The sequence below is a fragment of the Zoogloea sp. genome (assembly GCF_023150065.1).
GTDB lineage: Bacteria > Pseudomonadota > Gammaproteobacteria > Burkholderiales > Rhodocyclaceae > Zoogloea.
In genome coordinates, this window is sequence record NZ_JAKLLN010000016.1 from 90,229 (window position 1) to 115,379 (window position 25,151).

Annotated in this window: 26 protein-coding genes and 1 riboswitch; of the genes, 2 read left to right on the forward strand and 24 right to left on the reverse strand. The window is 63.6% G+C overall.

Translation table 11 applies throughout. From position 1 onward, the window contains the following. Positions 1–23: 23 nt before the first annotated feature. From iscA to L6Q67_RS16980, 7 genes are all read right to left on the reverse strand, one after another. Positions 24–347: an iron-sulfur cluster assembly protein IscA gene (gene iscA, locus L6Q67_RS16950; RefSeq protein ID WP_296572041.1), complete on the reverse strand. Its 324-nt coding sequence runs from the start codon at positions 345–347 to the stop codon at positions 24–26. Between the two features lie 13 nt (positions 348–360). Then, positions 361–744, reverse strand: coding sequence for a Fe-S cluster assembly scaffold IscU (gene iscU / locus L6Q67_RS16955; protein ID WP_296572044.1), 384 nt, complete (start codon positions 742–744; stop codon positions 361–363). A gap of 13 nt (positions 745–757) precedes the next feature. After that, positions 758–1,969, reverse strand: coding sequence for an IscS subfamily cysteine desulfurase (locus L6Q67_RS16960; protein WP_296572142.1), 1,212 nt, complete (start codon positions 1,967–1,969; stop codon positions 758–760). Between the two features lie 42 nt (positions 1,970–2,011). Next, positions 2,012–3,160: a cysteine desulfurase family protein gene (locus L6Q67_RS16965; RefSeq protein WP_296572047.1), complete on the reverse strand. Its 1,149-nt coding sequence runs from the start codon at positions 3,158–3,160 to the stop codon at positions 2,012–2,014. Between the two features lie 18 nt (positions 3,161–3,178). Next, entirely contained in the window at positions 3,179–3,667 is a 489-nt protein-coding gene (gene iscR / locus L6Q67_RS16970; RefSeq protein WP_296572050.1) for a Fe-S cluster assembly transcriptional regulator IscR, read from the reverse strand. 103 nt (positions 3,668–3,770) lie between these two features. After that, the gene (cysE, locus tag L6Q67_RS16975; protein WP_296572053.1) at positions 3,771–4,538 is read right to left on the reverse strand and encodes a serine O-acetyltransferase; all 768 of its coding nucleotides are present in this window, start codon (positions 4,536–4,538) and stop codon (positions 3,771–3,773) included. Positions 4,539–4,624: 86 nt separating this feature from the next. Next, positions 4,625–5,347, reverse strand: a complete 723-nt coding sequence (locus tag L6Q67_RS16980; protein ID WP_296572058.1) for an RNA methyltransferase — start codon at positions 5,345–5,347, stop codon at positions 4,625–4,627. Between the two features lie 77 nt (positions 5,348–5,424). On the opposite strand from L6Q67_RS16980, the gene L6Q67_RS16985 reads away from it, so the two are divergent. Next, positions 5,425–6,231: an inositol monophosphatase family protein gene (locus tag L6Q67_RS16985; RefSeq protein WP_296572067.1), complete on the forward strand. Its 807-nt coding sequence runs from the start codon at positions 5,425–5,427 to the stop codon at positions 6,229–6,231. Between the two features lie 7 nt (positions 6,232–6,238). Continuing rightward, complete coding sequence (locus tag L6Q67_RS16990; protein ID WP_296572078.1) at positions 6,239–6,859, forward strand: arylesterase; 621 nt, start codon at positions 6,239–6,241, stop codon at positions 6,857–6,859. 10 nt (positions 6,860–6,869) lie between these two features. Here L6Q67_RS16990 and L6Q67_RS16995 read toward each other — a convergent pair whose 3' ends face one another. The 17 genes from L6Q67_RS16995 to L6Q67_RS17075 all read right to left on the reverse strand — a co-directional run bounded on the left by L6Q67_RS16995 (position 6,870) and on the right by L6Q67_RS17075 (position 24,796). Then, positions 6,870–7,418 carry a bifunctional 2-polyprenyl-6-hydroxyphenol methylase/3-demethylubiquinol 3-O-methyltransferase UbiG gene (locus L6Q67_RS16995; protein ID WP_296572079.1) on the reverse strand — a complete coding sequence of 183 codons (549 nt, stop codon included), beginning with the start codon at positions 7,416–7,418 and terminating at the stop codon, positions 6,870–6,872. After that, positions 7,415–8,875: an NAD-dependent succinate-semialdehyde dehydrogenase gene (locus tag L6Q67_RS17000; RefSeq protein WP_296572081.1), complete on the reverse strand. Its 1,461-nt coding sequence runs from the start codon at positions 8,873–8,875 to the stop codon at positions 7,415–7,417. Before L6Q67_RS17000 ends, L6Q67_RS16995 begins: the two co-directional genes overlap by 4 nt. Positions 8,876–9,018: 143 nt before the next feature. Continuing rightward, on the reverse strand, positions 9,019–11,115 hold the full coding sequence (gene pnp / locus L6Q67_RS17005; RefSeq protein ID WP_296572083.1) for a polyribonucleotide nucleotidyltransferase: 2,097 nt from the start codon (positions 11,113–11,115) through the stop codon (positions 9,019–9,021). Positions 11,116–11,309: 194 nt separating this feature from the next. After that, entirely contained in the window at positions 11,310–11,579 is a 270-nt protein-coding gene (gene rpsO / locus L6Q67_RS17010; RefSeq protein ID WP_296402283.1) for a 30S ribosomal protein S15, read from the reverse strand. Positions 11,580–11,654: 75 nt separating this feature from the next. Further along, the gene (truB, locus tag L6Q67_RS17015; protein ID WP_296572085.1) at positions 11,655–12,572 is read right to left on the reverse strand and encodes a tRNA pseudouridine(55) synthase TruB; all 918 of its coding nucleotides are present in this window, start codon (positions 12,570–12,572) and stop codon (positions 11,655–11,657) included. 46 nt (positions 12,573–12,618) lie between these two features. After that, positions 12,619–13,050 (reverse strand): 30S ribosome-binding factor RbfA, encoded by a 432-nt coding sequence (gene rbfA, locus L6Q67_RS17020; RefSeq protein WP_296572087.1) that lies wholly within the window; start codon positions 13,048–13,050, stop codon positions 12,619–12,621. Positions 13,051–13,053: 3 nt separating this feature from the next. Next, complete coding sequence (gene infB / locus L6Q67_RS17025; protein ID WP_296572089.1) at positions 13,054–15,882, reverse strand: translation initiation factor IF-2; 2,829 nt, start codon at positions 15,880–15,882, stop codon at positions 13,054–13,056. A gap of 18 nt (positions 15,883–15,900) precedes the next feature. After that, positions 15,901–17,373 (reverse strand): transcription termination factor NusA, encoded by a 1,473-nt coding sequence (nusA, locus tag L6Q67_RS17030; protein ID WP_296572092.1) that lies wholly within the window; start codon positions 17,371–17,373, stop codon positions 15,901–15,903. A 21-nt stretch (positions 17,374–17,394) separates the two neighbouring features. After that, complete coding sequence (gene rimP / locus L6Q67_RS17035) at positions 17,395–17,823, reverse strand: ribosome maturation factor RimP (RefSeq protein ID WP_296572093.1); 429 nt, start codon at positions 17,821–17,823, stop codon at positions 17,395–17,397. A gap of 153 nt (positions 17,824–17,976) precedes the next feature. Further along, a complete protein-coding gene (gene rluB / locus L6Q67_RS17040; protein WP_296572095.1) occupies positions 17,977–19,140 on the reverse strand; it encodes a 23S rRNA pseudouridine(2605) synthase RluB in 1,164 nt (387 codons plus the stop codon). Next, positions 19,103–19,675 carry an SMC-Scp complex subunit ScpB gene (scpB, locus tag L6Q67_RS17045; RefSeq protein ID WP_296572097.1) on the reverse strand — a complete coding sequence of 191 codons (573 nt, stop codon included), beginning with the start codon at positions 19,673–19,675 and terminating at the stop codon, positions 19,103–19,105. Before scpB ends, rluB begins: the two co-directional genes overlap by 38 nt. Further along, positions 19,656–20,426, reverse strand: a complete 771-nt coding sequence (locus L6Q67_RS17050; RefSeq protein ID WP_296572144.1) for a ScpA family protein — start codon at positions 20,424–20,426, stop codon at positions 19,656–19,658. Before L6Q67_RS17050 ends, scpB begins: the two co-directional genes overlap by 20 nt. A gap of 151 nt (positions 20,427–20,577) precedes the next feature. Beyond that, positions 20,578–21,780 carry a tryptophan--tRNA ligase gene (locus tag L6Q67_RS17055; RefSeq protein WP_296572100.1) on the reverse strand — a complete coding sequence of 401 codons (1,203 nt, stop codon included), beginning with the start codon at positions 21,778–21,780 and terminating at the stop codon, positions 20,578–20,580. A 6-nt stretch (positions 21,781–21,786) separates the two neighbouring features. After that, complete coding sequence (locus tag L6Q67_RS17060; RefSeq protein WP_296572103.1) at positions 21,787–22,446, reverse strand: site-2 protease family protein; 660 nt, start codon at positions 22,444–22,446, stop codon at positions 21,787–21,789. Positions 22,447–22,514: 68 nt separating this feature from the next. After that, entirely contained in the window at positions 22,515–23,138 is a 624-nt protein-coding gene (locus L6Q67_RS17065) for an L-threonylcarbamoyladenylate synthase (RefSeq protein ID WP_296572106.1), read from the reverse strand. Between the two features lie 27 nt (positions 23,139–23,165). After that, positions 23,166–24,005, reverse strand: a complete 840-nt coding sequence (locus L6Q67_RS17070; protein ID WP_296572108.1) for a 3',5'-nucleoside bisphosphate phosphatase — start codon at positions 24,003–24,005, stop codon at positions 23,166–23,168. Next, a complete protein-coding gene (locus L6Q67_RS17075) occupies positions 24,002–24,796 on the reverse strand; it encodes an alpha/beta fold hydrolase (protein WP_296572111.1) in 795 nt (264 codons plus the stop codon). Before L6Q67_RS17075 ends, L6Q67_RS17070 begins: the two co-directional genes overlap by 4 nt. Positions 24,797–24,930: 134 nt before the next feature. Further along, positions 24,931–25,024: riboswitch (glycine riboswitch) on the forward strand. Positions 25,025–25,151 lie beyond the last annotated feature (127 nt).

The window sequence follows — 25,151 nt, forward strand, 5'->3', positions numbered from 1 at the left end:
AACCGAAAACTCCGGCATTGAGCTCAGACGGTGAAACTCTCGCCGCAGCCGCATTCACCCTTCACGTTCGGGTTGTTGAACTTGAAACCCTCGTTAAGCCCTTCGCGAACGAAGTCGAGCTCAGTGCCATCCATGTAAGGCAGGCTCTTCGGGTCGATCAGGACCTTCAATCCGTGGCTCTCGAAAACCACGTCCTCGGGCAGGACCTCATCGGCAAACTCCAGCTTGTAGGCCATGCCCGAGCACCCGGAGGTACGCACGCCGAGGCGGATGCCCACGCCCTTGCCGCGCTTGGTGATGAAGTTGCCGATGTGGGTTGCCGCCTTGTCGGACAGGGTGACTGCCATGATCGCCTCGCTTTCAGCCGTTGTGCTTTTTCTTGTAATCCTCGACCGCCGCCTTGATGGCGTCCTCGGCCAGGATGGAGCAGTGGATCTTGACCGGCGGCAGGGCCAGCTCTTCGGCAATGGCGGTGTTCTTGATGTCCAGCGCCTGATCCAGCGTCTTGCCCTTCACCCACTCGGTGACCAGGGAGCTGGATGCGATAGCCGAGCCGCAGCCGTAGGTCTTGAACTTGGCATCCTCGATGACGCCATCCTTGCCGACCTTGATCTGCAGCTTCATCACGTCGCCACAGGCGGGCGCGCCGACCATGCCGGTGCCCACGTCCTCGTCTTCCTTGCCGAAGGCGCCGACGTTGCGGGGATTCTCGTAGTGATCCAGAACTTTTTCGCTATATGCCATCTTCGTTCTCCTGTCAGTGCGCAGCCCACTGCACGGTATCAAGATCAATGCCGTCCTTGAACATGTCCCACAGGGGAGACAGCTCACGGAGCTTGCCGATCTTGCGCTGCAGCAGGTCAATGGTGTAATCGACTTCCTCGACCGTCGTGAAGCGGCCGATGGTGAAACGGATGGAGCTGTGGGCCAGCTCGTCGTTGCGGCCGAGGGCGCGCAACACGTAGGACGGCTCCAGGCTGGCCGAGGTGCAGGCCGAGCCGCTCGACACGGCGATGTCCTTGATCGCCATGATCAGGGATTCGCCTTCAACATAGGCGAAGCTGATGTTGAGGTTGTGGGGCACGCGGTGCTCCATGTCGCCATTGACGAAGGTTTCCTCGATGGTGGTCAGGCCCGCCAGCAGACGGTCGCGCAGGGCCAGCACGCGCGCGTTTTCCTCGGCCATTTCAAGGCGTGCCAGCCGGAAGGCCTCACCCATGCCGACGATCTGATGGGTCGCCAGGGTGCCGGAGCGCAGACCGCGCTCGTGGCCGCCACCGTGCATCTGGGCTTCCAGGCGCACACGCGGCTTGCGACGCACGTAGAGGGCACCGATGCCCTTGGGCCCGTAGGTCTTGTGGGCGCTGAAGGACATCAGATCGACCTTGAGGGTACTCAGGTCGATGGCGACCTTGCCGGTGGCCTGGGCCGCATCCACATGGAAGATGATGCCCTTCTCGCGGCACAGCTCGCCAATCTCGGCGATCGGCTGGACCACACCCACTTCGTTGTTTACGAACATCACCGACACCACCACGGTGTCAGGGCGGATCGCCGCCTTGAGCACGTTCAGGTCAAGCAGGCCATTCTCCTGGACGTCGAGGTAAGTGGCCTCGAAGCCCTGGCGCTCCAGTTCGCGCACGGTGTCCAGCACGGCCTTGTGCTCGGTCTTGAGGGTGATGATGTGCTTGCCCTTGCCGGAATAGAAGTTCGCCGCACCCTTGATGGCCAGGTTGTTGGATTCGGTGGCGCCGGAGGTCCAGATGATTTCCTTGGGGTCGGCATTGACCAGCGCCGCGACTTCCTCGCGGGCTTCCTCCACGGCCTTTTCCGCCGTCCAGCCGTAGGAGTGGCTGCGCGACGCCGGGTTACCGAACAATTCCGTCAGGTAGGGAATCATCTTCTCGGCCACGCGGGGGTCCACCGGCGTGGTTGCCGAGTAATCGAGGTAGATCGGGAACTTGAGCATCTTCATCTTCTCCGTACTGCAAAATTGAGTCATTCCACAAACTTAGACCGTCACTGCCGTCATCGTTCGAAGGCTCGCCAGGCACTCGCCCAGCGCAGTCAAAAATCCATCCACGTCCTGCGGCGTGCTGGCCGCACCGAGGCTGACACGCACTGCGGCGCGGGCCAGCGCAGCATCAACCCCCATCGACATCAGCGTATGGGACGGCTCGGGGTGGACACTCGAGCATGCCGAGCCGCTGGCCACCGCAAAACCAGCCCGATCCAGCCTGCCCACCAGGGTTTCACCATCCACGCCCGGTATCGCAAAAAAACTGGTATTCACCAGGCGAGGCGCACCCGCCGAAAAAATCCGCGCGCCCATGGCCACCAAGCCCGCCTCGAGCCGCCGCTGCAAGGCCGCAAGCTGCCGGCTGCGCGCTTCGCGATCACGCACGATCAGGTCGCAGGCCGCACCAAACCCCACGATCGCCATCACGTTCTCGGTGCCGGAGCGGACATTCCGCTCCTGCCCCCCTCCCGCCACCAGCGGCGCCAGCTCGACGCGCTTGTCCACAATCAGGGCGCCGACACCGACGGGCCCCTGGATCTTGTGGGCCGAAAGCGTCAGGCCATGCACACCAAGGGCGCGAAAATCCACGTCGATCTTCCCCAGGGCCTGCACCGCGTCACAGTGCATCCAGCTCCCCGCGGCCTTCACCGACTTCGCCAGCGTGGCCACGTCCTGGATCACACCCGTCTCATTGTTGGCCAGCATGATCGACACCAGCCTGGGCTTTTCCGCGAGCACGCGATCAAAAGCCACCGGGTCGACACGCCCTTCTCCATCGACTGCAATTTCTTCGCAGCGCCATCCGTTGCGCGCCAACTGCCTGGCCGGCTCCCGCACGCACGGGTGTTCGATGGCGCTCACGGCAATCAGCCCCGGCTTGAGAAAAGCCGCCGCGCCCTTGATGAACAGGTTGTTCGCCTCCGACCCACTGCCGGTGAAGATCACCTCGGTCGGGTGGGCCTTCACCGCGGCGGCCACCTGCCCCCGCGCCTCGTCCACAGCCTTCCGGGCTGCACGCCCGTATTCGTGCCGGCTCGATGCATTGCCAAAACGATCGCCCAGCCAGGGCAGCATGGCTTCCCTCACCGCTGGAGCCAGCGGAGTGGTGGCGTTGTGATCGAGATAGACCGGCGCAAACACCGAAACGCTCCGACAGACTCAGGCCGTCAGAGGCAGCTTGCTGCCGGAGCGGCAAGCCGTGGCATTGCGCTCGTCGCGCAACACCGAAACAGGGCCCGCCTTCTGACGCTGCTGCTCCACCAGGCTGGCGAGGGTCACCGAATGGAGGTATTCATACATCCGCCGGTTCAGATTGGTCCACAACTCGTGGGTCATGCAGCGATGCTCGTCGTGGCAGTTTTCCTTGCCACCACAGGAGGTCGCATCCAGCGGCTCATCGACGGCCGCAATGATGTCAGCCACGGTGATCACATCCATCTCCCGCGCCAGGGCATATCCGCCACCGGGCCCGCGCACGCTGCTCACGAGCTCGAAACGACGCAACTTGCCGAACAGCTGCTCCAGGTAGGACAGGGAGATCTTCTGACGATCGGCAATACCGGCCAGGGTCACGGGCCCGTCGGCACAACGAAGCGCCAGATCGATCATTGCCGTGACAGCAAAACGACCTTTGGTGGTGAGTCTCATGTCGGCTCCCGGAGTGGCTGAATGAATAGTTGAATATTTCAGTCAACAATACCAAACCCGACAAAATCAATCAACTATTTTACCCCTCCACCGCACACCGCCCTCAGTCCACCATCTTGCCCAAACCCTGGGGATCAAAGGCATCTTCCGCCTTCGCCGCCGCATCCACACACAGCCCCGATTCGGCCAGTCGTTCCACCAGCACACGAAGTCGCCGGTCCGTCTCGACCGCATGGTCGAGCAGGCCATGGAGCGCCTTGGAGACCGGGTCATCCATATCCCGGGTCACGCCGTAGGCGGTAAATCCCATCTGCTCGGCCTTGGCCTCCCGTGCCCGGCTGAGCTCGTCTCCGCCACCTGCCTCGATGATCCGCGCCGGATTGCCGACCGCCGTGGCACCCGCGGGGACCGGCTTGACCACCACCGCATTGGAGCCAACCTTGGCCCCGTCACCCACCTCGAAGCCCCCCAGCACCTTGGCACCGGCGCCAATGACCACTCCGCGCCCCAGGGTCGGATGGCGCTTCGTACCCCGATACAGCGAGGTGCCGCCGAGCGTGACGCCCTGGTAGATGGTGCAGTCGTCCCCCACCTCCGCCGTCTCGCCAATCACCACCCCCATGCCATGGTCGATGAACACCCGCCGCCCGATGGTTGCGCCCGGATGGATCTCGATCCCGGTGAGCATCCGCCCCAGATGGCTGGTGAAGCGGCCGACCCAGCGGAAGCCTCCCCGCCAGGCCATATGGGCGAACCGATGCAGCCAGAGGGCGTGCATGCCCGGATAACAGGTGAGCACTTCCCACCTAGAGCGTGCTGCCGGGTCCCGTTCGAGAACGTTGGCCACGTCTTCACGCAGACGACTGAACATGGGGAGTGACTCCAAAATTAAATGCGCTTTCGTAAGGGCCAGACACCCAGAGGGATATCACCCGTCTTATTTCCGACTATTTTGGTCTACTTCTTCTCGAAGGCGCTCAACATGCCGCGCAGGATATTGACCTCATCCTTCTCCAGCCGGATCCGCCCGAACAGACGCCGGAGACGGGGCCAGAGGCGCTTGGAATTCTCGGGATTGAAGAAGCCGCTGGCCGTGATGGCCCGATCAAGATGGGCATAGAAGCCCTCGATCTGCTCGTGAGTCGCCGGCTCAAACTCCACCGCGGGCGCCGCACCCGGGTCCAGGGCAGCCATGCGCAGTTCGTAGCACAACACCTGAACAGCCGCCCCGAGGTTCAGGGACGAGTAGCTCTCGCTGACCGGCACCTTGACCGGCATGTGGCACAGGGCCACATCCTCGTTGGAAAGCCCCTTGGTCTCGTTGCCGAAGACCAGAGCCACATCGCCGTGACCGGCGAGGCTCACCAGCTCTCCCGCCGCCTCCCGCGCCCACTTCATCGGCACGGCCATCTCGCGCCGGCGAGCCGTCAGGGCCGCGGCAAAGACGGTGCCCTCCAGCGCCTCGGCCAGGGTCTCCACCACCCGCGCATTGGCCAGGATATCGTCGGCACCGGCCGCCCGGGCCGTTGCGACCGGATCGGGAAAGCTCTGCGGCGCGACGAGCACGAGCTGACTCAGGCCCATGGTTTTCATGGCCCTGGCCGCTGCGCCGATATTGCCGGGGTGACTGGTTCGGGAGAGAACGACACGCACGCGCCCAAGCGCGTTATCGAGGTTCATATTAAAATGTGCGGTTTTCCAAATTAGAGTCGACCGGTGGGCCTTTTGCCCGGGCCGGCAGACCTTGCCAGACACCCATGCATCCCACTCTGAACATCGCCATCAAGGCCGCACGCCGTGCCGCCACCGTCATCAACCGGGCTTCCCTCGACCTGGATCTGATCCGTGTCGAGACCAAAAGCCCCAATGATTTTGTGACGGAAGTAGATCGGGCTGCCGAAGAAGCCATCATCCAGGTGCTCCGTGAGGCCTATCCGAGCCACAGCATTTTAGCAGAAGAGTCTGGCGAGACCGGCCCGGAGGCGGATACCGAGTACCAGTGGATCATCGACCCTCTCGACGGCACCACCAACTTCCTGCACGGTTTCCCCCAGTACGCGATCTCCATCGCCCTGGCCCGCAAGGGTGTGGTCGAGCAGGCCGTCGTGTTCGATCCGAACCGCAACGAGATGTTCACCGCCTCCAAGGGTGCCGGCGCCTTCCTGAACGACCGGCGCATCCGCGTCTCCAAGCGCGTCAAGCTGCAGGATGCGCTGGTGGGCACCGGCTTCCCGTATCGCCAGTTCCGCAATGTGGACACCTACCTGGCGATCTTCAAGGAACTCACCCAGAAGACCGCCGGCCTGCGCCGCCCCGGTGCCGCGGCCCTCGACCTGGCCTACGTGGCGGCCGGCCGCCTCGACGCCTTCTGGGAGTTCGGCCTGTCGCCGTGGGACATGGCCGCCGGCAGCCTGCTGATCAGCGAGGCCGGCGGTCTGGTCAGCGACCTGGCAGGTGAATCCACCTACCTGACGTCGGGCAACGTCGTGGCGGGTACCCCCAAGGTCTTCCCCCAGCTGCTGCAGCTGATCCAGGGTCACTGCGGCGACGCGCTGCCGGCCTGACGTAACAATGTCCGCCCTCAAGACACTGCTCCGCGTTGCCCTGGCCGGCCTTGTGCTCGCCGGTGCACCGGCTTGGGCGGATACCGTGCTGGTCTGGGGCGACAGCCTGTCGGCCGGCTATGGCCTGCAGATCCAGCAGGCCTGGCCGAGCCTGCTCGAAAGACGCATTGCCGAAACCAAACTGCCCCACAAGGTGGTCAATGCCAGCATCAGCGGCGAAACCACCTCTGGCGGGCGCAGCCGGCTGCCGGCTGCCCTGCAGACCCACAAGCCGGCGGTGGTGGTCATCGAACTCGGCGCCAATGACGGCCTGCGCGGCCTGCCGCCAAAGCTCATGGCCGCCAACCTCCAGGCCATGATCGACGCCAGCCGGCAAGCCGGCGCCAAGGTGCTGCTGGTGGGCATGCGCATGCCTCCGAATTACGGGCCCGACTACACCACCAGCTTTGAAAACGCCTTCAAGGATCTGGCCCGCAGCAACAAGGTCCGGCTGGTGCCTTTCATGATGGAAGGCTTCGCCGACAAGCGGCAGTTCTTTCAGCAAGACGGCATTCACCCGATTGCCGACGCCCAGCCCCTCATCCTCGACACCATCTGGCGGGAACTCGCCCCCCTGCTGCGCCGCTGAACAGCGGCAATCAGGGCAAGTGCAATGAGGGGTTGTGCCCCTTCACTGCGCAGATCCGCTGGATGACGGCCGGCTTCGGCTCCGCGACTTCCCCCTGCTCGTAGGCCAACACCGTACACGCGTCGGCAACCCGCTCGAAGAGTTCATGGGAACGCAGCAGGAAATCCGGATTGCTCGGCTTGCCGAAGCGCTCATTGCCGATCATGAAGGTCTCGTAGATCAGCACCCCGCCGTGGTTGAGCGCCTGCAGGAGCAGGCCCAGGCGCGGCCGGAACAGGTAGTTCGTCACCACGATGGCGTCAAAATGACGGCCCGCGAAGGGCCAGACGCCCTCCTCCAGATCGGCTTCCCGTGTCTTGACGTGGGGCACACCGGTGAGAAGTTCCAGCGCTACCGCATCCCGGTCCACCGCCTCGACCCGAAAGCCCTTGCTGGCCAGCCAACGCGTATGGCGCCCGCTGCCACAGGCAAAATCGAGCACTTCGCCGCCCTCGGGGATAAGGGAAGCGAAGCGTGTCACCCACGCCGAGGGTTGCAGGGCCGCCCCATGCCGCATCATTGCCCCATCCCCCCAAGGCACAGGTACTTCATTTCCAGGTATTCGTCGATGCCCTGCCGGGCGCCTTCACGCCCGAGGCCAGACTGTTTGACGCCTCCAAAGGGCGCCACTTCCGTCGAGATCAGCCCCGTATTGATGCCCACCATGCCGTAATCGAGGGCCTCCCCCACCCGGAAGACCCGCCCCACATCCCGCGCATAGAAATAGGCCGCCAGACCGTACTCCGTGTCATTGGCCATGCGTATCGCCTCGTCTTCAGTATGGAAGCGGAACAGGGGCGCGACGGGCCCGAAGGTTTCCTCCCGGGCGATGCGCATACCCGGCTTTACGTCGGCCAGCACCGTTGGCATGTAGAAGCGTGGCCCGGCACCATGACGCTGGCCCCCCGTCAGCACCCGCGCTCCACCTGCCAGCGCATCTGCCACATGGGCCTCGACCTTCAGCACCGCCTCGTCATCGATCAAGGGCCCGACGCTGACACCGGCCTCCAGACCGTTCCCCACGCTCAAGCCTTCGACCGCCGCGGCCAGTTTGGCTGCAAAAACGTCATACACCGAGTCCTGCACCAGCAGCCGGTTGGCACACACACAGGTCTGGCCAGCGTTGCGATACTTGGACACCAGCGCCCCGGCCACCGCGGCATCGATGTCTGCGTCGTCAAAGACGATGAAAGGCGCATTGCCACCCAGCTCAAGGGAGAGCTTCTTGATGGTCGGCGCACACTGGGCCATCAACAGGCGCCCGACCTCCGTCGAGCCCGTAAAGGACAGCTTGCGCACCACCGGGCTGGAAGTCAGCACACCACCGATCGCTACCGGATCGCCCGTGACCACGTTGAACACACCGGACGGGAAGCCGGCCTCTTCTGCCAACCTGGCCAGCGCCAGGGCCGTAAAAGGCGTCTGCTCCGCCGGCTTGACCACCACCGTACAGCCGGCAGCCAATGCCGGCGCCACCTTGCGGGTGATCATGGCGGCGGGGAAATTCCAGGGGGTGATGGCGGCACACACTCCGACCGGCTGCCGGATCACCATGAAGCGGCGGTCGGCTCCGGTAGTGGGAATGGTCTCACCGTAAATGCGCTTGCCCTCCTCGGCAAACCACTCCACGAAGGACGCCGCATACACCACCTCGCCCCGCGCCTCCGCAAGGGGCTTGCCCTGCTCCAGGGTCATCATGCGCGCAAGATCGTCAGCGTGGGCCAGGATGAGCTGGAACCAGCGCTGAAGGATCGCCGAGCGATCCCGGGCAAGCAGGCTGCGCCAAGCCGGCAACGCGGCATCAGCCGCGGCTACGGCCCGCCCGGTCTCGGCAGCCCCCATGGCCGGCACATCCCCGATAAAGCTCCCCGTCGCGGGGTTGAAGACGGACAATCGCCCACCATCATCCGCGTCGAGCCAGCGGCCATTCACAAAGGCCTGGGTTCGGTACAGGCCGGGTTCCTTGAGGGTCTGCATGACTTCTCTTTCTGATCTGCGTCGGCCACCACTGGCCGCGCCTTTCTGATGTCTTTGTCAGCCGCGGGTTCCCGCGCGCAATGTGGAAACCCCATGAAAAACGGGCGCCGCAGCGCCCGCTTTCACCTCACGACAAGCCGGAATTACTGGGCTTGTTCGTTCAGCAGCGCCTTCATGGACAGACGCACACGGCCCTTCTCGTCGGTCTCGAGCACCTTGACGCGGACGACCTGACCTTCCTTGAGGTAGTCGGACACGGCATTGACGCGCTCGTTGGCGATCTGGGAGACGTGCAGCAGGCCGTCACGGCCCGGCATGATGTTGATGATCGCACCGAAATCGAGAATGCGGATGACCGGGCCTTCATAGACCTTGCCGACTTCCACTTCAGCGGTGATGTCTTCGATGCGCTTCTTGGCCACTTGCGCGCCCTCGGAGCTCACGGAGGAGATGGTCACATTGCCGTCGTCGGTGATCTCGATGATGGTGCCGGTCTCTTCCTGCAGACCGCGAATCACCGCACCGCCCTTGCCGATCACGTCACGGATCTTCTCGGGGTTGATCTTCAGGGTGATCATGCGCGGGGCGAAATCGGACACTTCACCGCGGGCTTCGCCCAGGGCCGACTTCATCAGGCCGAGGATGTGCAGGCGGCCTTCCTTGGCCTGAGCCAGGGCAACCTGCATGATCTCCTTGGTGATGCCGAGGATCTTGATGTCCATCTGCAGGGCGGTCACACCGTTTTCGGTACCGGCCACCTTGAAGTCCATGTCGCCCAGGTGATCTTCATCACCCAGAATGTCGGTCAGCACGGCAAAACGGCCACCGTCCTTGATCAGGCCCATGGCAATGCCAGCCACCGGCGCGGACAGGGGCACGCCCGCATCCATCATGGCCAGGGAGCCGCCGCAGACGGAAGCCATGGAGCTGGAACCATTGGATTCGGTGATCTCGGACACCACGCGAACGGTGTAGGAGAACTCTTCCTTGCCCGGCAGCACGCCAGCCAGGGCGCGCTTGGCCAGACGGCCGTGACCGATTTCACGGCGCTTGGGCGAGCCGAAGCGGCCGCATTCGCCGGTGGAGAACGGGGGGAAGTTGTAGTGCAGCATGAAGCGCTCGCGGTATTCACCGGCGACCGCATCAATGATCTGCTCGTCACGACCAGTGCCCAGAGTGGTCACCACCAGGGCCTGGGTTTCGCCACGGGTGAACAGGGCGGAACCGTGGGTACGGGGCAGCACGCCGACACGGATGTCGATCGGACGCACGGTGCGGGTGTCACGACCATCGATACGCGGCTCGCCGCCGAGGATGCGACCGCGCACGACCTTGGCTTCCAGATCGAAGATGATGTTGTTGACGGTGTTGGCGTCAAACTCGACACCTTCTGCCACCAGGGTCTCGTGCACTTCCTTGCCGATGGCCGACAGTTGCTGCGAACGGGCCTGCTTGGCGGTGATGCGGAAGGCTTCGTCGATCTTGGCGCTGGCGATCTCGGTGACACGGGCGATCAGGGCCTCGTTCTTGGCCGGAGCCTGCCAGTCCCACTCGGGCTTGCCGGCCACTTCCACCAGCTCGTTGATGGCGTTGATGGCGGCCTGCATCTGGGTGTGACCGAACACCACACCACCCAGCATCACGTCTTCCGGCAGCTCAAGGGCTTCCGATTCCACCATCAGCACGGCAGTTTCGGTACCGGCAACCACCAGGTTCATCTTGCTGGTCTGCAGCTGGGTGGCGGTCGGGTTGAGGATGTATTCACCGTTGTCGTAACCGACGCGACAGGCACCGATCGGACCGGCGAAGGGAATACCGGCGATGGCCAGGGCCGCGGAGGCGGCGATCATCGCGGGGATGTCGGCATCGACTTCCGGATTCAGGGACACCACCTGGGCGATGACCTGGACTTCGTTGTAGAAGCCTTCCGGGAAAAGGGGGCGGATCGGGCGGTCGATCAGACGGGAAGTAAGGGTTTCCTTCTCGGTCGGACGGCCTTCACGCTTGAAGAAACCACCGGGGATGCGGCCGGCAGCGTAGAACTTTTCAACGTAATCGACGGTAAGGGGGAAGAAGTCCTGACCCGGCTTGGCGTTTTTGGCAGCCACAACGGTTGCCAGCACCACGGTGTCGTCCATATTGACGATCACGGCACCATGGGCTTGACGGGCAACTTCGCCGGTCTCCAGGGTGACGGTATGGGAGCCGTAGGTAAAACTCTTCTTGATAGCGGTAGGCAAAGGATGTCCTTTCATTCAATCGGCTGGCGGCAAACAACAACCGCACGCGTAGCCGAGGTAACGCGCCGTTTTCTCTGGCGCACAGATGTGACAAAGCCGGCGAAGCCTCACGGACTTACACCGGCTATGCCCATGATCAAACCTGCACAAAGGGCAGGATTGTCACGTTCGGTACTGAAGCAGCTTTTATCAGCTTACTTGCGCAGGCCGAGGCGAGCGATCAGCTCACGGTAGCCATCGACGTTCTTGCGCTTCAGGTAGTCGAGGAGCTTGCGACGCTGGCTCACCATCATCAGGAGGCCGCGGCGGGAGTGGTGATCCTTGACGTTAACCTTGAAGTGGCCGGTCAGATCGTTGATGCGGGCGGTAAGCAGAGCGACTTGCACTTCCGGAGAACCGGTATCGCCCTTGGCGCGCGCGAAGTCGCCAACGATTTGCGCTTTTTGTTCAGTGGAGATTGCCATTGTTTAACTCGGTTAGGATTTAGCCTTGCGAAGCGCGCGATTATATCGAATCGACGCGGGATTACTCAAGACATTTCATTGATTTCCAGTGGAAACGAGACGCGTCGGCGCCATCATCCCACCCTCCCCCAGGGTTCCAACGCCGAGGAAACGCTCCCCCGCGTATGCCCTGAACATCCTGCCCACCGCATCGCTGCACACCTGCACAGCCTGGCCATGGGTAAAACTGCTTGCCTGCGTTGCATCCAGGGACATCACATCCAGATGGACAAGCAACGCGTCCACCGGCGCCAGCTCCGCATCCCGATCGGCTTCGGGCAGGGCTTCGAAATCCGCCAGGGAGATCGAGCCTGCGAGCTCGAACGGGCCAATGCGTGTTCGACGCAGGGCCGTAAGATGGGCACCGCAACCCAGCAAGGCTCCGAGATCGGACGCCAGGGTACGGACGTATGTACCCTTGCTGCACGCCACCCGAACCCTGAGGTTGTCCCCGTCGCGCTCAAGGCACTCAAAGGCATGAATCGTCACCCGCCGGGCCTCCCGGGGGATATCGATCCCAGCCCGGGCATACTCATAAAGTGCCTTGCCATGATGCTTGAGTGCCGAGTACATGGGTGGAACCTGATCGATCTCACCCCTCAGTTGCGCAAGGGCCGCCTCGATGGCTGCATCCGTGACATCCACCGTCGTGGTGGCCAGCACCTCGCCCTCGGCATCCGCAGTCGTGGTCGTCACACCCAGCTGCACCGTAGCCTCGTAAACCTTGTCCGCATCAAGCAGAGTCTGGGAAAACTTGGTCGCTTCACCGAAGGTCAGCGGCAGCAAGCCGGTGGCCAGGGGATCGAGGGTACCGGTGTGGCCGCCCTTTGCCGCCTTGAGCAGCCAGCGCGCCTTTTGCAGGGCGTTGTTGGAGCTCAGCCCAAGGGGCTTGTCGAGAAACAGCACGCCATCGACAACACGACGCGGCGTACGACGCTGGGGGGTGTGGGCCAAGCGGAGAACTTCCTGGAAAGACGGCGCGCTAGCGCCGCCAGGGGAATCAGGGGGTCGGCGTGGAGCCGGGTGGGGTCGCACCACCCTCACCTTCAGCCTCATCGGCGGGGGTGTCGGCAAGCTGCCGATCCGCCTCGATGGCCTTGTCGATCAGGGCCGAGATCCGGTTCCCCGTTTCAACGGAGGGATCGTAGTGAAAGTGCAGCTCGGGCAATGTATGGATACGGATCCGCCGCCCCAGCTCGCGACGCAGGAAGCTGCTGGCCCTGCGCAGCCCTTTCTGGATTTCCTCGAGCCCATCCTGCCCGGTCATGGAGGTGAAATACACCTTGGCATGGGCGTAGTCAGGGGTGATCTCCACGTCGGTCAGGGTAATGAAACCGACGCGGGGGTCTTTCAGCTCGAGGCGGATCAGCTCGGCCAGCTCGCGACGGATCTGCTCCGCCACGCGCTGACCACGGGAAAACTCCTTGGGCATGGCTTAAAGGGTCCGCGCAACTTCCTGGATTTCGAACACTTCGAGCTGGTCGCCTTCCTGGAGATCGTTGAAATTACGCACCTGCAGACCGCACTCGTAGCCGAACTTGACTTCCTTGACGTCGTCCTTGAAGCGCTTGAGCGACTCCAGTTCGCCACCATGGATGACCACGTGATTGCGCAGCACACGCACCTGGGCATTACGCTTGACGATACCTTCAAGCACGTAACAACCGGCAATGGTACCGACCTTGGAGATGGTGAAGACCTGACGGACTTCCACCAGACCGAGGATCTGTTCGCGCTTTTCGGGAGCCAGCATGCCGGACAGGGCGTTCTTCACCTCATCCACGGCGTCGTAGATGATGTTGTAGTAGCGCAGATCGACACCGAAAGTCTCGGCCAGCTTGCGGGCATTGGCATCGGCACGGATGTTGAAGCCGATGATGACCGCGCCGGAGGCCTGGGCCAGGTTGACGTCGGACTCGCTGATGGCACCGACGCCGCCATGGATGACCTGCACCCGGACTTCGTCGTTGGACAGTTTGACCAGCGAGTGCGCCAGCGCTTCCTGGGAACCCTGTACGTCGGCCTTGATGATCAGCGGCAGGGTCTTGACCTCGCCCTCGCCCATCTGTTCGAACATGCTCTCGAGCTTGGCGGCCTGCTGCTTGGCCAGTTTCACGTCACGGAACTTGCCTTGACGGAACAGGGCGATCTCGCGGGCCTTGCGCTCGTCGGCCAGCGCCACGACTTCGTCACCGGCACCCGGAACCTCGGACAGGCCGAGGATTTCCACCGGGATGGAGGGACCCGCCTCTTCGATGGGCTTGCCGTTCTCGTCGAGCATGGCGCGGACACGACCGAAAGTCGCACCAGCCAGCAGCACGTCGCCGCGCCGCAGGGTGCCGGACTGGACCAGCAGGGTGGCAACCGGGCCACGCCCCTTGTCGAGACGGGCTTCGATGATGAGACCCTTGGCCATGCTTTCGCGCGGCGCGGTGAGTTCCAGCACTTCGGCCTGCAGCAGGATGCCTTCGAGCAGATCGTCAATGCCAGCACCCGTCTTGGCGGATACTTCGACGAACATGGTGTCGCCACCATAGGCCTCGGGAACCACGCCCTCGGCGATCAGTTCCTGACGCACACGCTCGGGGTTGGCACCCGGCTTGTCGATCTTGTTCACCGCCACGATCAGGGGCACTTCGGCCGCCTTGGCGTGGTGGATGGCTTCCTTGGTCTGGGGCATCACGCCGTCATCGGCAGCGACAACCAGTACAACAAGGTCGGTCGCCTTGGCACCACGGGCACGCATCGCCGTAAAGGCTTCGTGACCCGGGGTGTCGAGGAAGGTCACCATGCCACGGTCGGTATCCACGTGGTAGGCACCGATGTGCTGGGTGATACCGCCGGCTTCACCGGCAGCCACCTTGGCACGCCGGATGTAGTCGAGCAACGAGGTCTTGCCGTGGTCCACGTGGCCCATGACGGTGACGACCGGTGCGCGCGGTTCAAGGGCAAAGTCCTTGTGCTCGACGTTGTCTTCGAGGAAGGCATCGGGATCGTCCAGCTTCGCTGCGACGGCCTTGTGACCCATTTCCTCGACGAGGATCATCGCCGTGTCCTGGTCCAGCACCTGGTTGATGGTGACCATGGAGCCCATCTTCATCAGCGCCTTGATCACCTCGATGGCCTTCACGGACATCTTGTGGGCGAGGTCGGCAACGGAGATGGTCTCGGGAACGTGCACTTCGCGCACGATGGGCTCGGTCGGTGCTACGAAAGCAGTGGCCTCCTGGTGACGGCCACCGTTGCGGCCGCCACTGCGACCACCACCACGCCAGCCGCCAGCCCCGCCAGTGGTGTCACCACGGGTCTTGAGGCCGCCACGACGCTTGGCGTCGGCCGGCACTTCCTTGCTGACAACCTTCTTGACGTCCTTGCGGGCGCCCTTGTCTTCGGTCTTGGCGGGCTTGTGCAGCGTACCGCTCTTGGGCGCCGCTTCGCCCTCGGCCTTCGCCTTTTCGGCGGCAACCGCGCGCTGCTTTTCCTCTTCGGCACGCTGCAGCATCGCAGCACGGGCACGGGCCTCGCGCTCCTGCTTTTCCTTCAGATCCGCAATCTGACGCGCCTGCAGCTCGGCATGCCGCTGCGCCTCGCGCTCACGGCTGGCCTTCTCTTCCGCACTCAGAATGGAGCCGGCCACGACGCGACGAACCGGGGCCGCCGGACGCGCTTCGGCCTTGGGGGCGGCCGCCTCGACAGGCGCAACCACCGGCTCAGGCACAGGCTCGGGTTGAGGCTCAGGAACGACCTCGGCAACGGGCTCGGGGATCGGCTCCGGTTCGGGTTCCGGCACGACCTCGACCACGGGCTCGGGCTCCGGCACCACCTCGACGACGGCCTCAACGACCGGCGCCGCTTCAACTTCCAGGACCTCGACCATGGGCTCAAGATCAGCGGACACGCCAACCGACACAGCTTCCTCATCCGTGGCAGACGCTGCCGAGACGGCAGACTCCGGCACCAGGGCCTCGTCGCGCTTGACGAAAACGCGCTTCTTGCGCACCTCCACCTGCACGGTCCGGGCACGCCCGGTGGAATCCGTTGCCTTGATCTCGCTGGTCTGCTTGCGCGTCAGGGTGATCTTGGACTTTGCTGCCGTGTCGCCATGGGCGCGACGGAGAAAATCCAGCAAGCGGGTCTTGTCCTGCTCGGAGAGCAGATCGGTTTCCCGTGCCTTGTCAACGCCAGCCTTCTGCAACTGCTCGAGCAACACGGAGGCCGGCATCTTCAGTTCGCCGGCAAATTGTGTAACGGTTGTCTGTCCCATCTTGAACCTCCGGGGGTATTACTCGAACCAGTGCGCGCGCGCCTTGGTGATCAGATTCTTGGCCCGCTCTTCGTCCAGCCCCGACATTTCCATCAGTTCGTCCACTGCAAGGTCAGCCAGTTCGTCGCGGGTATGCACGCCACCCTGGGCCAGCTTGGCCGCCAGGGGCTTGTCCATGCCTTCCAGACCGAGCAGATCCTCGGTAACGGTTTCCAGCTGCTCTTCGGTCACGATGGCTTCGGTGAGGAGCACGTTGCGGGCGCGGTTGCGCAGCTCGTTCACCGTTTCTTCGTCGAAGGATTCGATTTCCAGCATCTCGGCCAGGGGCACGTAAGCGATCTCTTCCAGCGACGAGAAGCCCTCGTCGATCAGGATGTCGGCCACTTCCTCGTCCACGTCCAGCTTGGCGATGAAGAGCTGACGGACCGTGCTGTGCTCGGCCTCGGACTTGCGCTCCGACTCGGCTTCGGTCATCAGGTTGATGCTCCAGCCGGTCAGCTCGGAGGCAAGCTTCACATTCTGACCGTTGCGGCCGATGGCGATCGCCAGATTGTTCTCGTCCACCACCACATCCATGGCGTGAGCCTCTTCATCGACGACGATGGAGGACACTTCAGCCGGCTGCAGGGCGCCGATGACGAACTGGGCGGGCTCGGGAGACCACAATACGATGTCGATGTTCTCGCCACCAATCTCGTTGCGGACCGCGGTAACGCGGGAGCCACGCAGGCCGACGCAGGTGCCGATCGGGTCGATGCGCGGGTCGTTGGACTTCACGCCGATCTTGGCGCGCAGGCCGGGGTCCCGGGCGCAGGCCTTGATCTCGAGAAGGCCGTCATCGATCTCGGGCACTTCCAGCTCGAACAGACGCATGACGAACTCGGGCGCAGTACGGGAGAGGATCAGCTGCGGGCCGCGGGCACCACGATCGATGCGCAGCAGGTAAGCCTTGACCCGGTCACCGACACGGAGGTTTTCCTTGGGGATCATCTGGTCGCGGGGCAGCACCGCTTCGAGGCGCCCCACTTCGATGACCGCATTGCCACGCTCCATGCGCTTGATGCTGCCGGAGATGATGTATTCCTTGCGCTCGAGGAAGTCGTTGAGGATCTGCTCGCGCTCGGCGTCACGGACCTTCTGCAAGATCACCTGCTTGGCAGCCTGGGCGCCGATACGGCCGAAGTCGATGGGCTCCAGCCCTTCTTCAACGTAATCGCCGACCTGGATGTCGGGATACTCTTCGCGGGCATCGATCAGGCCCATCTGGGCTTCATCATTCTCGACTTCCGGATCGGGCAGAACCTGCCAGCGCCGGAAGGATTCGTAATCACCGGTTTCCCGATCGATGGAGACACGCACATCGGCTTCGTCGTGAATACGCTTCTTGGTCGCCTGGGCAAGCGCGGACTCCAGCGCGGAGAAAACGATTTCCTTGGAAACATTCTTCTCGCGGGCCAGCGCATCGACCAACAGTAAAATTTCGCGGCTCATACCTGCAAACCTCCAAATCCCTTAAAACCTGGGAACCAGGCGGGCCTTCTCGATATCTTCAAACGGGATCTCCATCGATCCCTTTTCCGTCTCCAGGGTCACCACGCCGTCCTTGAGACCTTGCAGCACCCCGGCAAAATTGCGCTGATTCGCGACAGGCATGGAGAGACGGACCTGCACGTCCTGACCGGCGAAACGCTCGAAATCTGCGGGCTTCTTGAGCGCACGATCAAGCCCCGGCGAGGACACTTCAAGGCGGTCGTAATCGACATTCTCGACCTCGAAGACCCGAACCAGCTGATTGCTCACCGTGGCACAATCATCAACCGTAATACCATTCGGCGAATCGATGAAGATTCGCATCAGCCTGCCGCGGGGCGAGGTTTCGAAATCAACGAGTTCGTAACCAAGACCTTCCGCGGTCTGCTCGATCAGTTTGTGCAACTCCATTTCCTGGCCCACAAATGAAAAATGGGCGAAACGCCCATCCCTGTTTAAATTCGACCGGATGTCGGCCCTTTTACGGACCGATCGGCTCTTTCGAACCGATAAAACACGCTGATTATAGCAGCCCGCCGAAGCGGGCGCAATTTTGACCCGCTATCAGCGCGGATGCGGCTGTGTACGGCGTGGCTGCGGCGCCGGCCGCTTGGCCTTCCCGCCCTGCACATCCGGCTTGGGAATACCCGCCAGCGCACACACCTGATCCACCGCCATGTCTTCCCACATGCCACGCTTCAGGCGCGAGGGGAGGACAACCGGCCCATAGCGAACCCGCATCAGGCGACTGACGGTCAGCCCGAGGGCCTCGAACATCCGGCGCACTTCCCGGTTGCGGCCTTCCGACAGCGTCACCCGGTACCAGTGATTGGCCCCCTCGCCCCCCGCATCCAGCAGGGTGTTGAACTTGGCCTGACCATCCTCCAGCTCGATCCCCTGCAGCAGGACATTGCGCTGGGCCTCGTCAAGCTCGCCGAGGATCCGCACCGCGTACTCGCGATCCAGCTCGTAGCGCGGGTGCATCAGTTTGTTGGCAAGATCCCCGTCATTGACGAACAGCAGCAGGCCCGAGGTGTTGAAATCCAGCCGACCGACGGCAATCCAGCGCCCCTTGCGGAGATTGGGCAGGCGATCGAAAACCGTGGGACGGCCTTCCGGATCGTCCCGGGAGACGATTTCTCCTTCGGGCTTGTGATACAGCACCACACGGGGAATTCGCGGCGCGAAACGGATGGGCATGAGCTTGCCGTTGACCCGCACCCGATCACCCGGGCCAACCTTCTGCCCGACGTCCGCAGGCTCGCCATTGACCGAAATCCGGCCCGCGACGATCCACTCTTCGATTTCCCGACGGGATCCGATGCCCGCCGCCGCCAGCACCTTGTGCAGGCGCTGGGGTTCGGTATAGGTGGAGTCCTCCGGCTTGCGACGACGCTCCCCTTCGGCCGCAGGAAGAAGCTCGCTGCTGGCGAGGGGATAAGGCGCAGCCCCGCCGCCGGCTGCCGCGGCCTGACGCTTGGCACGCCAGTTGCCCCGCCCTCCGCCGAGATCACTGAGCCCGATCGCGGAGGCGTTGCTCTTGGGCTGCCGGCCCTCGTCGTCACCGCGGGGGGGACGGCCGCCACGACCACCCTCGCCATCCGGACGGCCACGCCCGCGGCGCCCACCCTGATCAGACGGGGGGCCCTGACGACCAGATTCCTGGCCGCCGGGCCTGGCGGATTTGGCCTTAAACGGCCGGTTCTTCGGTTTTTGGGAGGTCGACAAGATCCATGATCCTTTCGATTTCAGTCAACGGAGGCAGCTCGGTCAGACTTCGCAGACCGAGGTCCTCCAGGAATTTTCGGGTCGTGGCGTACAAACCCGGCCGACCGGGCGTATCCCGGTGCCCCACCACGTCCACCCACCCCCTCGATTCGAGGGTTTTCAGTACATTGCTGGAAACCACCACGCCACGAATGTCTTCGATGTCGCCCCGGGTTACCGGTTGGCGATAGGCGATGATTGCCAGGGTTTCAAGGACGGCCCGCGAATACTTGGGCGGCCGCTCGAGCTTGAGCCTGTCGAGATACACCTGGTACTCCAGACGGGTCTGGAAGCGCCAGCCGCCCGCCGTCTGCACCAACTCAACACCCCGCCCCTGCCAGTCATCCGCCAGTTCGCCCAGCAGGCGCCGCACCAGATCACCACCGGGATCCTCCTCGAACAGGCGACGCAGATCACTCACCGGGATGGGCGAGGCTGCAGCGAGCAGCGCTGTTTCCAGCACCCGCTTGAATTCTTCAGGTGTATCCGGTTGCACTGTCGGCACGCTTCACATAGATCGGCGCAAAGGCCTCATTCTGGGTCACCACAACCAGTCTTTCCTTGACCAGTTCGAGGGTGGCAAGAAAACTCACCACCAGGCTGGCGACACCGAGCTTCGGATCAAAGAGGGACTCGAACACCACAAAACTGTCGTCGCGAAGACGCCTCAGGATGAGGGTCATGTGCTCACGGACAGACATTTCTTCCCGCTGGATCGTGTGATGCCGCTTCAGTCGCGCCTGTCGGGCGATCTTCAACCAGGCCAGCTGCAAGTCATGCAGGCTGACCTCGGGCAGGCGCTCCACCACCTTCTCGGCAACGAACACCCCGACCCACTCAAAATCCCGCTCCACGCGGGGCAAGGCATCCAGGCGCATCGAGGCGAGCTTGACCTGTTCATACTCCAGCAGCCGCCGCACCAGCTCGGCCCGGGGATCTAGCTCCTCGCCCTCCTCTGCCCGGGGCGGCCGCGGCAGCAGCAGTCGCGACTTGATCTCCAGCAGGGTTGCAGCCATCAGCAGGTAGTCCGCCGCCAGCTCCAGGTTGTGCTTGCGCATGGCCTCCACGTATTCCAGATACTGGGCCGTCAGCGGCACCATCGGAATATCGAGGACGTTGATGTTGGCCTTGCGTATCAGGTAGAGCAGCAGGTCGAGCGGCCCCTCGAAGGCATCGAGGATGACCTCGAGCGCGTCGGGCGGAATGTACAGATCCTTGGGCAGATCGAAGATCGGCTGGCCGTACATACGGCCGATGATGGCATCGATCGGATCAGCCGCGGGAGCCAGAGCGAGATCGGCCGTCAACACGGCCGCAGCCCTTTCAATCCGGCGCAGGTTAACACGCGGGGGGCATGCCACCAAGGCAAAAATCCACGAAACATGCCCCCAACCGCCATCAGCTGTAGCTCAGCCCCATGGCGTCCCGCACCTCGCGCATGGTCTCCTGAGCCAGCTTGCGGGCCCGATCACAGCCGTCCGCGACAATGCTGCGCACCAGCGACGGGTCATCGAGATAGGGCTGAGCCCGCTCGCGCATGCTGTCCTGCTCCTTCAGCACCGCATCGATGACGGGTTGCTTGCATTCGAGGCAGCCGATGCCGGCGCTCTTGCAGCCCTGGGTGACCCACTGCCGTGTGCTGTCGTCGGAGTAGATGACGTGGAATTGCCACACTGGGCACTTCTCCGGATCACCGGCATCGGTGCGCCGCACCCGCGCCGGATCGGTCTGCATGGTGCGGATCTTCTTGGTCAGCGACTCCGCCTCCTCGCGCAGGAAGATCGTGTTGCCGTAGGATTTGGACATCTTCTGCCCATCCAGGCCGGGCATGCGGGATGCCTCGGTGAGCAGGGCACCGGGTTCGACGAGGATCACCTTGCCGCTGCCTTCGAGATAGCCATACAGGCGCTCCCGATCGCCGAGGGACAGGCTCTGGGCCTCCTCGAGGAGCGCCTTGCCGAGGGCCAGCCCTTCCTCGTCGCCGTTCTGCTGGAAGCGGGTACGAAACTCTTCATACAGCCGGGCACGCTTGGAACCGAGCTTCTTGATGGCTTCCCGGGCCTTCTCCTCGAAGCCGGGCTCGCGGCCGTACATGTGGTTGAAGCGACGGGCGAGTTCACGGGTGAACTCCACGTGGGGCAGCTGGTCCTCACCCACCGGCACCTTGTCGGCACGGTAGATCAGGATGTCGGCGCTCATCAGCAGCGGATACCCGAGGAAGCCGTAGGTGGTCAGATCCTTGTGGGTGAGCTTCTCCTGCTGATCCTTGTAGGTCGGCACCCGCTCGAGCCAGCCCTGGGGCGTCATCATGGACATGAGCAGGTGCAGCTCGGCGTGCTCGGGCACCCGGGACTGGATGAAGATGGTCGCCTGGGAGGGGTCGACGCCCGCCGCCAGCCAGTCGACGATCATCTCCCAGACGCTGGCCTCGATCCCCCGGGGGTTGTCGTAGTCGGTCGTCAGGGCATGCCAGTCGGCAGCAAAGAACAGACAGGGATACTCCGCCTGCAGCTTGACCCAGTTTTTCAGGACGCCGTGATAGTGGCCGAGATGGAGACGCCCGGTGGGGCGCATGCCGGAGAGGACGCGTTCAGCGAACATGGATGATCAAAGTCCAATAACGGTTGCAAGGGCAAAACGGAAAATGGCCACCAGCGGCCCGAGGATGTCGCCAAGGATACCGGTGAACAGCAAAACCAGCAGGATCGGAAAACCGTAGGGTTCGAGCCGGGAAAAGGTATAGGCGGGCCCGGCGGGCAGCAGGCTGACCGCGATCCGCCCACCATCAAGGGGCGGCAGCGGAAGCAGGTTGAGCAGCATCAGCACTGCGTTGATCTGCATGCCCGCGTCCGCCATCTTGGCCATGGGCAGGGCATAGACGTTGTCGGGCGACATGATCGCAAAGCGGAACAGCATCGCCCAGCCGAGGGCCATCACCAGATTGGCGAATGGCCCGGCTGCCGCCACCCACAACATGTCGGCCTTGGGCCGGCGCAGGCGGCCGAAATTGACCGGCACCGGCTTGGCCCACCCGAACAGCATCGGCGAGCCACCCGCAAGTGTGCTGCCAACGACGATCAGGGCCGGCACCAGGATCGTCCCCATCGGGTCGATGTGACGCAGGGGATTGAGGCTAATGCGCCCTGCCCGCTCGGCCGTGGAGTCGCCGAAATGACGGGCCGCATACCCGTGCGCCGCCTCATGCAGCGTGATGGCGAACAGGACGGGCAAAGCCCAGATGGTCAGGGTGGAAATGAGTTCTTGCATGGGTCAGGGCCACCGAAGGGGCGCGATTCTAACAGACTGGACGGCTCACGCCCCCGCCCAAAGGCCGCTCACAGGCCAAAGGGAGCAAGACTGCCCCGCCCTTCCCGCACCAGCACCGGAGAACCGCCGGTCAGATCGATCACAGTGGTCGCCTCACCCCGACAGGCCCCGGCTTCGATCACCAGATCCACATCCTTCTCGAGCCGATCACGGATCTCCTCTGCGTCGGTCAGCGGAAACTCGTCACCAGGCAGCAGCAGGGTCGAGCTCAGCAGAGGTTCACCGAGCTCAGCCAGCAGGGCCGAAACAACGGGATGATCGGGGATGCGCAGGCCGATGGTCTTGCGCTTGGGATGCAGCAGGCGCCGGGGCAGTTCCTTGGTGCCTTCCAGGATGAAGGTGTAAGGCCCCGGCGTGGTGGCCTTGAGGAGACGGTACTGCGTGTTATCCACCCGGGCGAAGGTCGCGATCTCGGAGAGATCCCGGCACAGCAGCGTGAAGTGATGGCGCTCATCCACGTCACGGATGCGGCGGATGCGGGTGAGCAGCGGGTTGTCACCGGTGTGCCCCCCGAGGGCATAGGCGGAATCGGTTGGAAAGGCCACCAGGCCTCCGTCGCGCATGATCTGCGCAGCCTGCTTGATGAGACGCGCCTGGGGCTGTTCAGGGTGAAGGGAAAAAAACTGGGCCATGATTGAGAGTTGAGCAGAGGAAAGGCGTCACACCAAGCGGGTCCACACCGGGGTGAGATCGGGAGGCAGCGGCGGCGCACGCCCCAGGTCGATGGGGCTGTCCTCCGGGCCGTGAAAATCGGAGGCACGCGAGGCCATCAGACCAAACTTGCGCGCCAGCCGGGCAAAGGCCAGCAGCTGGCCTCCATCGTGCGCACCACAGGACACCTCGATGGCGTCACCGCCCAGTTCGCGGAAGCGTTCGAACAGGATGTCCATCTCGGCGTGACTGAGGCGATAGCGGCCGGGATGGGCAATCACGGCCAGGCCGCCGGCACCCTTGATCCACGCCAGCGCGTCCTCCAGCGTCGCCCAGACATGCTCGACATAGCCGGGCTTGCCCCGGGCCAGATAGTGCAGAAACACATCATGGACGTTTTTCGAGATGCCGATCTCCACCAGGTAGCGGGCGAAATGGGCCCGGCTGACGAGGGCCGGGTTGCCGGCATAGCGCTGGGCGCCTTCCAGGGCGCCGCGGATGCCGATCCGCTCCAGTTCGGCGCCGATCCGCGCGGCCCGTCCGTCGCGCCCGCCGCGGACCTGGGCCAAGCCGGCAATCAACGCCTCATTGGTCGGATCGATGCCCAGCCCGACAATGTGCAGGGTCTGATCGAGCCAGGACACCGAGATCTCGACCCCGGGCACAAAGCGCAAGCCCAACGCCTGGGCCTGGGCAGCGGCCTCGGGCAGGCCGAGGAGTTCGTCGTGATCGGTCAGGGCCAGCAACTCCACCCCGTTGGCGTGGGCGCGGCGAACCACCTCTCCCGGCGGCAGGGTTCCGTCGGAAGCGGTGGAATGACAGTGCAGATCGGCATTCAGGGCGTTCATGATTCCTTTGACCCCAGAAAAGTCTCGATGATCCGGGCCACCTCACCCGGTTGGTCATGATGCAGGTTGTGCCCGCTGTCGGGCACCCGGACTTCGCGAAGATCCCGGAACGCAGCCCGGGCCTCGGCATGGGCCGCGTCGTCAACGCCAAGCCGGTGACGCAAGGTCGGCATCTCCGGTTCGATCCACAGCGTCGGCGTCGTCACCCGGCGCCAGCAGGCCAGCGCCTCGGCCCGCCGGTAGAGCACGGGATTGACCCGCCTGTGCGCTGGATCACCCGCCATGCGGATGGCACCCTGCCCGTCGTCCTCGCCAAGATGTTCAGCCAGGAAACGCGCCTTGCCATCCGACAGGCGCGGATTGTCGGCCTGCAGTCGGGCGGCCAGAGCGGCCGGATCAGGATAGCTGCGGAAGCCAACCGGCTGAGCGAGATCATTCAACCACTTTTCCAGGCGTCCCGGCGACTGTGCAGGCTGCGAATCGGCCAGCCCGAAGGCATCCAGCGCCACCAGGCGGGCCACCCGAGCCGGGCGCACGCCGGCATAGACACAGGCCACGTTGCCACCCAGGCTATGGCCGACCAGATTCACGGGCCGGTCGGGCGAACAGGCCTGCAGGATCGTATCCAGATCCCCCAGATAATCGGGAAACCAGTAGGCATCGCCGCGCCATTCGGTCTGGCCGAAGCCCCGCCAGTCGGGGGCCAGCACGTGCCAGTCGGCCTTCAGCGCATCCACCACGAACTGGAAGGACGCCGAAACATCCATCCAGCCATGCAGCATGAAAATCATTGGCGCCCCGGGCTCGCCCCATTCACGAAGGTGATAGCGCAAACCGCGGACGGGCAGGAAACGGCTTCGGGACGGCGTCATCCGCCCAAGTGTATCAGACGCTTGCCCCTCTCCGCCGGCGATGGTAAGGTGCGCGCCGTCGTGTGGGAGAGAGTTCGCGTGGGTGATCCGCGAGCCGCCGAAGGCGCAACCCCCGGAACCGCTCAGGCAAAAGGACCGCCGACGAAACAACAATCTGGAGAGTGATGCTGCCCGCCCAGCGTGCGTTGGCGGCATCCACCGAAGGGGCACGCAGGCCGGTCACGCACCGCTGCAATCTCTCAGGTACAAAGGACAGATGGGGCCGAAGCGACTT

Coding starts and splice junctions, on each gene's coding strand:
- iscA (WP_296572041.1), bottom strand. CDS start 347: ATGGCAGTCACCCTGTCCGACAAGGCGGCAACCCACATCGGCAACTTC.
- iscU (WP_296572044.1), bottom strand. CDS start 744: ATGGCATATAGCGAAAAAGTTCTGGATCACTACGAGAATCCCCGCAAC.
- L6Q67_RS16960 (WP_296572142.1), bottom strand. CDS start 1,969: ATGCTCAAGTTCCCGATCTACCTCGATTACTCGGCAACCACGCCGGTG.
- iscR (WP_296572050.1), bottom strand. CDS start 3,667: ATGAGACTCACCACCAAAGGTCGTTTTGCTGTCACGGCAATGATCGAT.
- cysE (WP_296572053.1), bottom strand. CDS start 4,538: ATGTTCAGTCGTCTGCGTGAAGACGTGGCCAACGTTCTCGAACGGGAC.
- L6Q67_RS16980 (WP_296572058.1), bottom strand. CDS start 5,347: ATGAACCTCGATAACGCGCTTGGGCGCGTGCGTGTCGTTCTCTCCCGA.
- L6Q67_RS16985 (WP_296572067.1), top strand. CDS start 5,425: ATGCATCCCACTCTGAACATCGCCATCAAGGCCGCACGCCGTGCCGCC.
- L6Q67_RS16990 (WP_296572078.1), top strand. CDS start 6,239: ATGTCCGCCCTCAAGACACTGCTCCGCGTTGCCCTGGCCGGCCTTGTG.
- L6Q67_RS16995 (WP_296572079.1), bottom strand. CDS start 7,418: ATGATGCGGCATGGGGCGGCCCTGCAACCCTCGGCGTGGGTGACACGC.
- L6Q67_RS17000 (WP_296572081.1), bottom strand. CDS start 8,875: ATGCAGACCCTCAAGGAACCCGGCCTGTACCGAACCCAGGCCTTTGTG.
- rpsO (WP_296402283.1), bottom strand. CDS start 11,579: ATGGCAATCTCCACTGAACAAAAAGCGCAAATCGTTGGCGACTTCGCG.
- rbfA (WP_296572087.1), bottom strand. CDS start 13,050: ATGCCCAAGGAGTTTTCCCGTGGTCAGCGCGTGGCGGAGCAGATCCGT.
- infB (WP_296572089.1), bottom strand. CDS start 15,882: ATGGGACAGACAACCGTTACACAATTTGCCGGCGAACTGAAGATGCCG.
- nusA (WP_296572092.1), bottom strand. CDS start 17,373: ATGAGCCGCGAAATTTTACTGTTGGTCGATGCGCTGGCCCGCGAGAAG.
- rimP (WP_296572093.1), bottom strand. CDS start 17,823: ATGGAGTTGCACAAACTGATCGAGCAGACCGCGGAAGGTCTTGGTTAC.
- L6Q67_RS17050 (WP_296572144.1), bottom strand. CDS start 20,426: ATGTACGGCCAGCCGATCTTCGATCTGCCCAAGGATCTGTACATTCCG.
- L6Q67_RS17055 (WP_296572100.1), bottom strand. CDS start 21,780: ATGTTCGCTGAACGCGTCCTCTCCGGCATGCGCCCCACCGGGCGTCTC.
- L6Q67_RS17060 (WP_296572103.1), bottom strand. CDS start 22,446: ATGCAAGAACTCATTTCCACCCTGACCATCTGGGCTTTGCCCGTCCTG.
- L6Q67_RS17065 (WP_296572106.1), bottom strand. CDS start 23,138: ATGGCCCAGTTTTTTTCCCTTCACCCTGAACAGCCCCAGGCGCGTCTC.
- L6Q67_RS17070 (WP_296572108.1), bottom strand. CDS start 24,005: ATGAACGCCCTGAATGCCGATCTGCACTGTCATTCCACCGCTTCCGAC.
- L6Q67_RS17075 (WP_296572111.1), bottom strand. CDS start 24,796: ATGATTTTCATGCTGCATGGCTGGATGGATGTTTCGGCGTCCTTCCAG.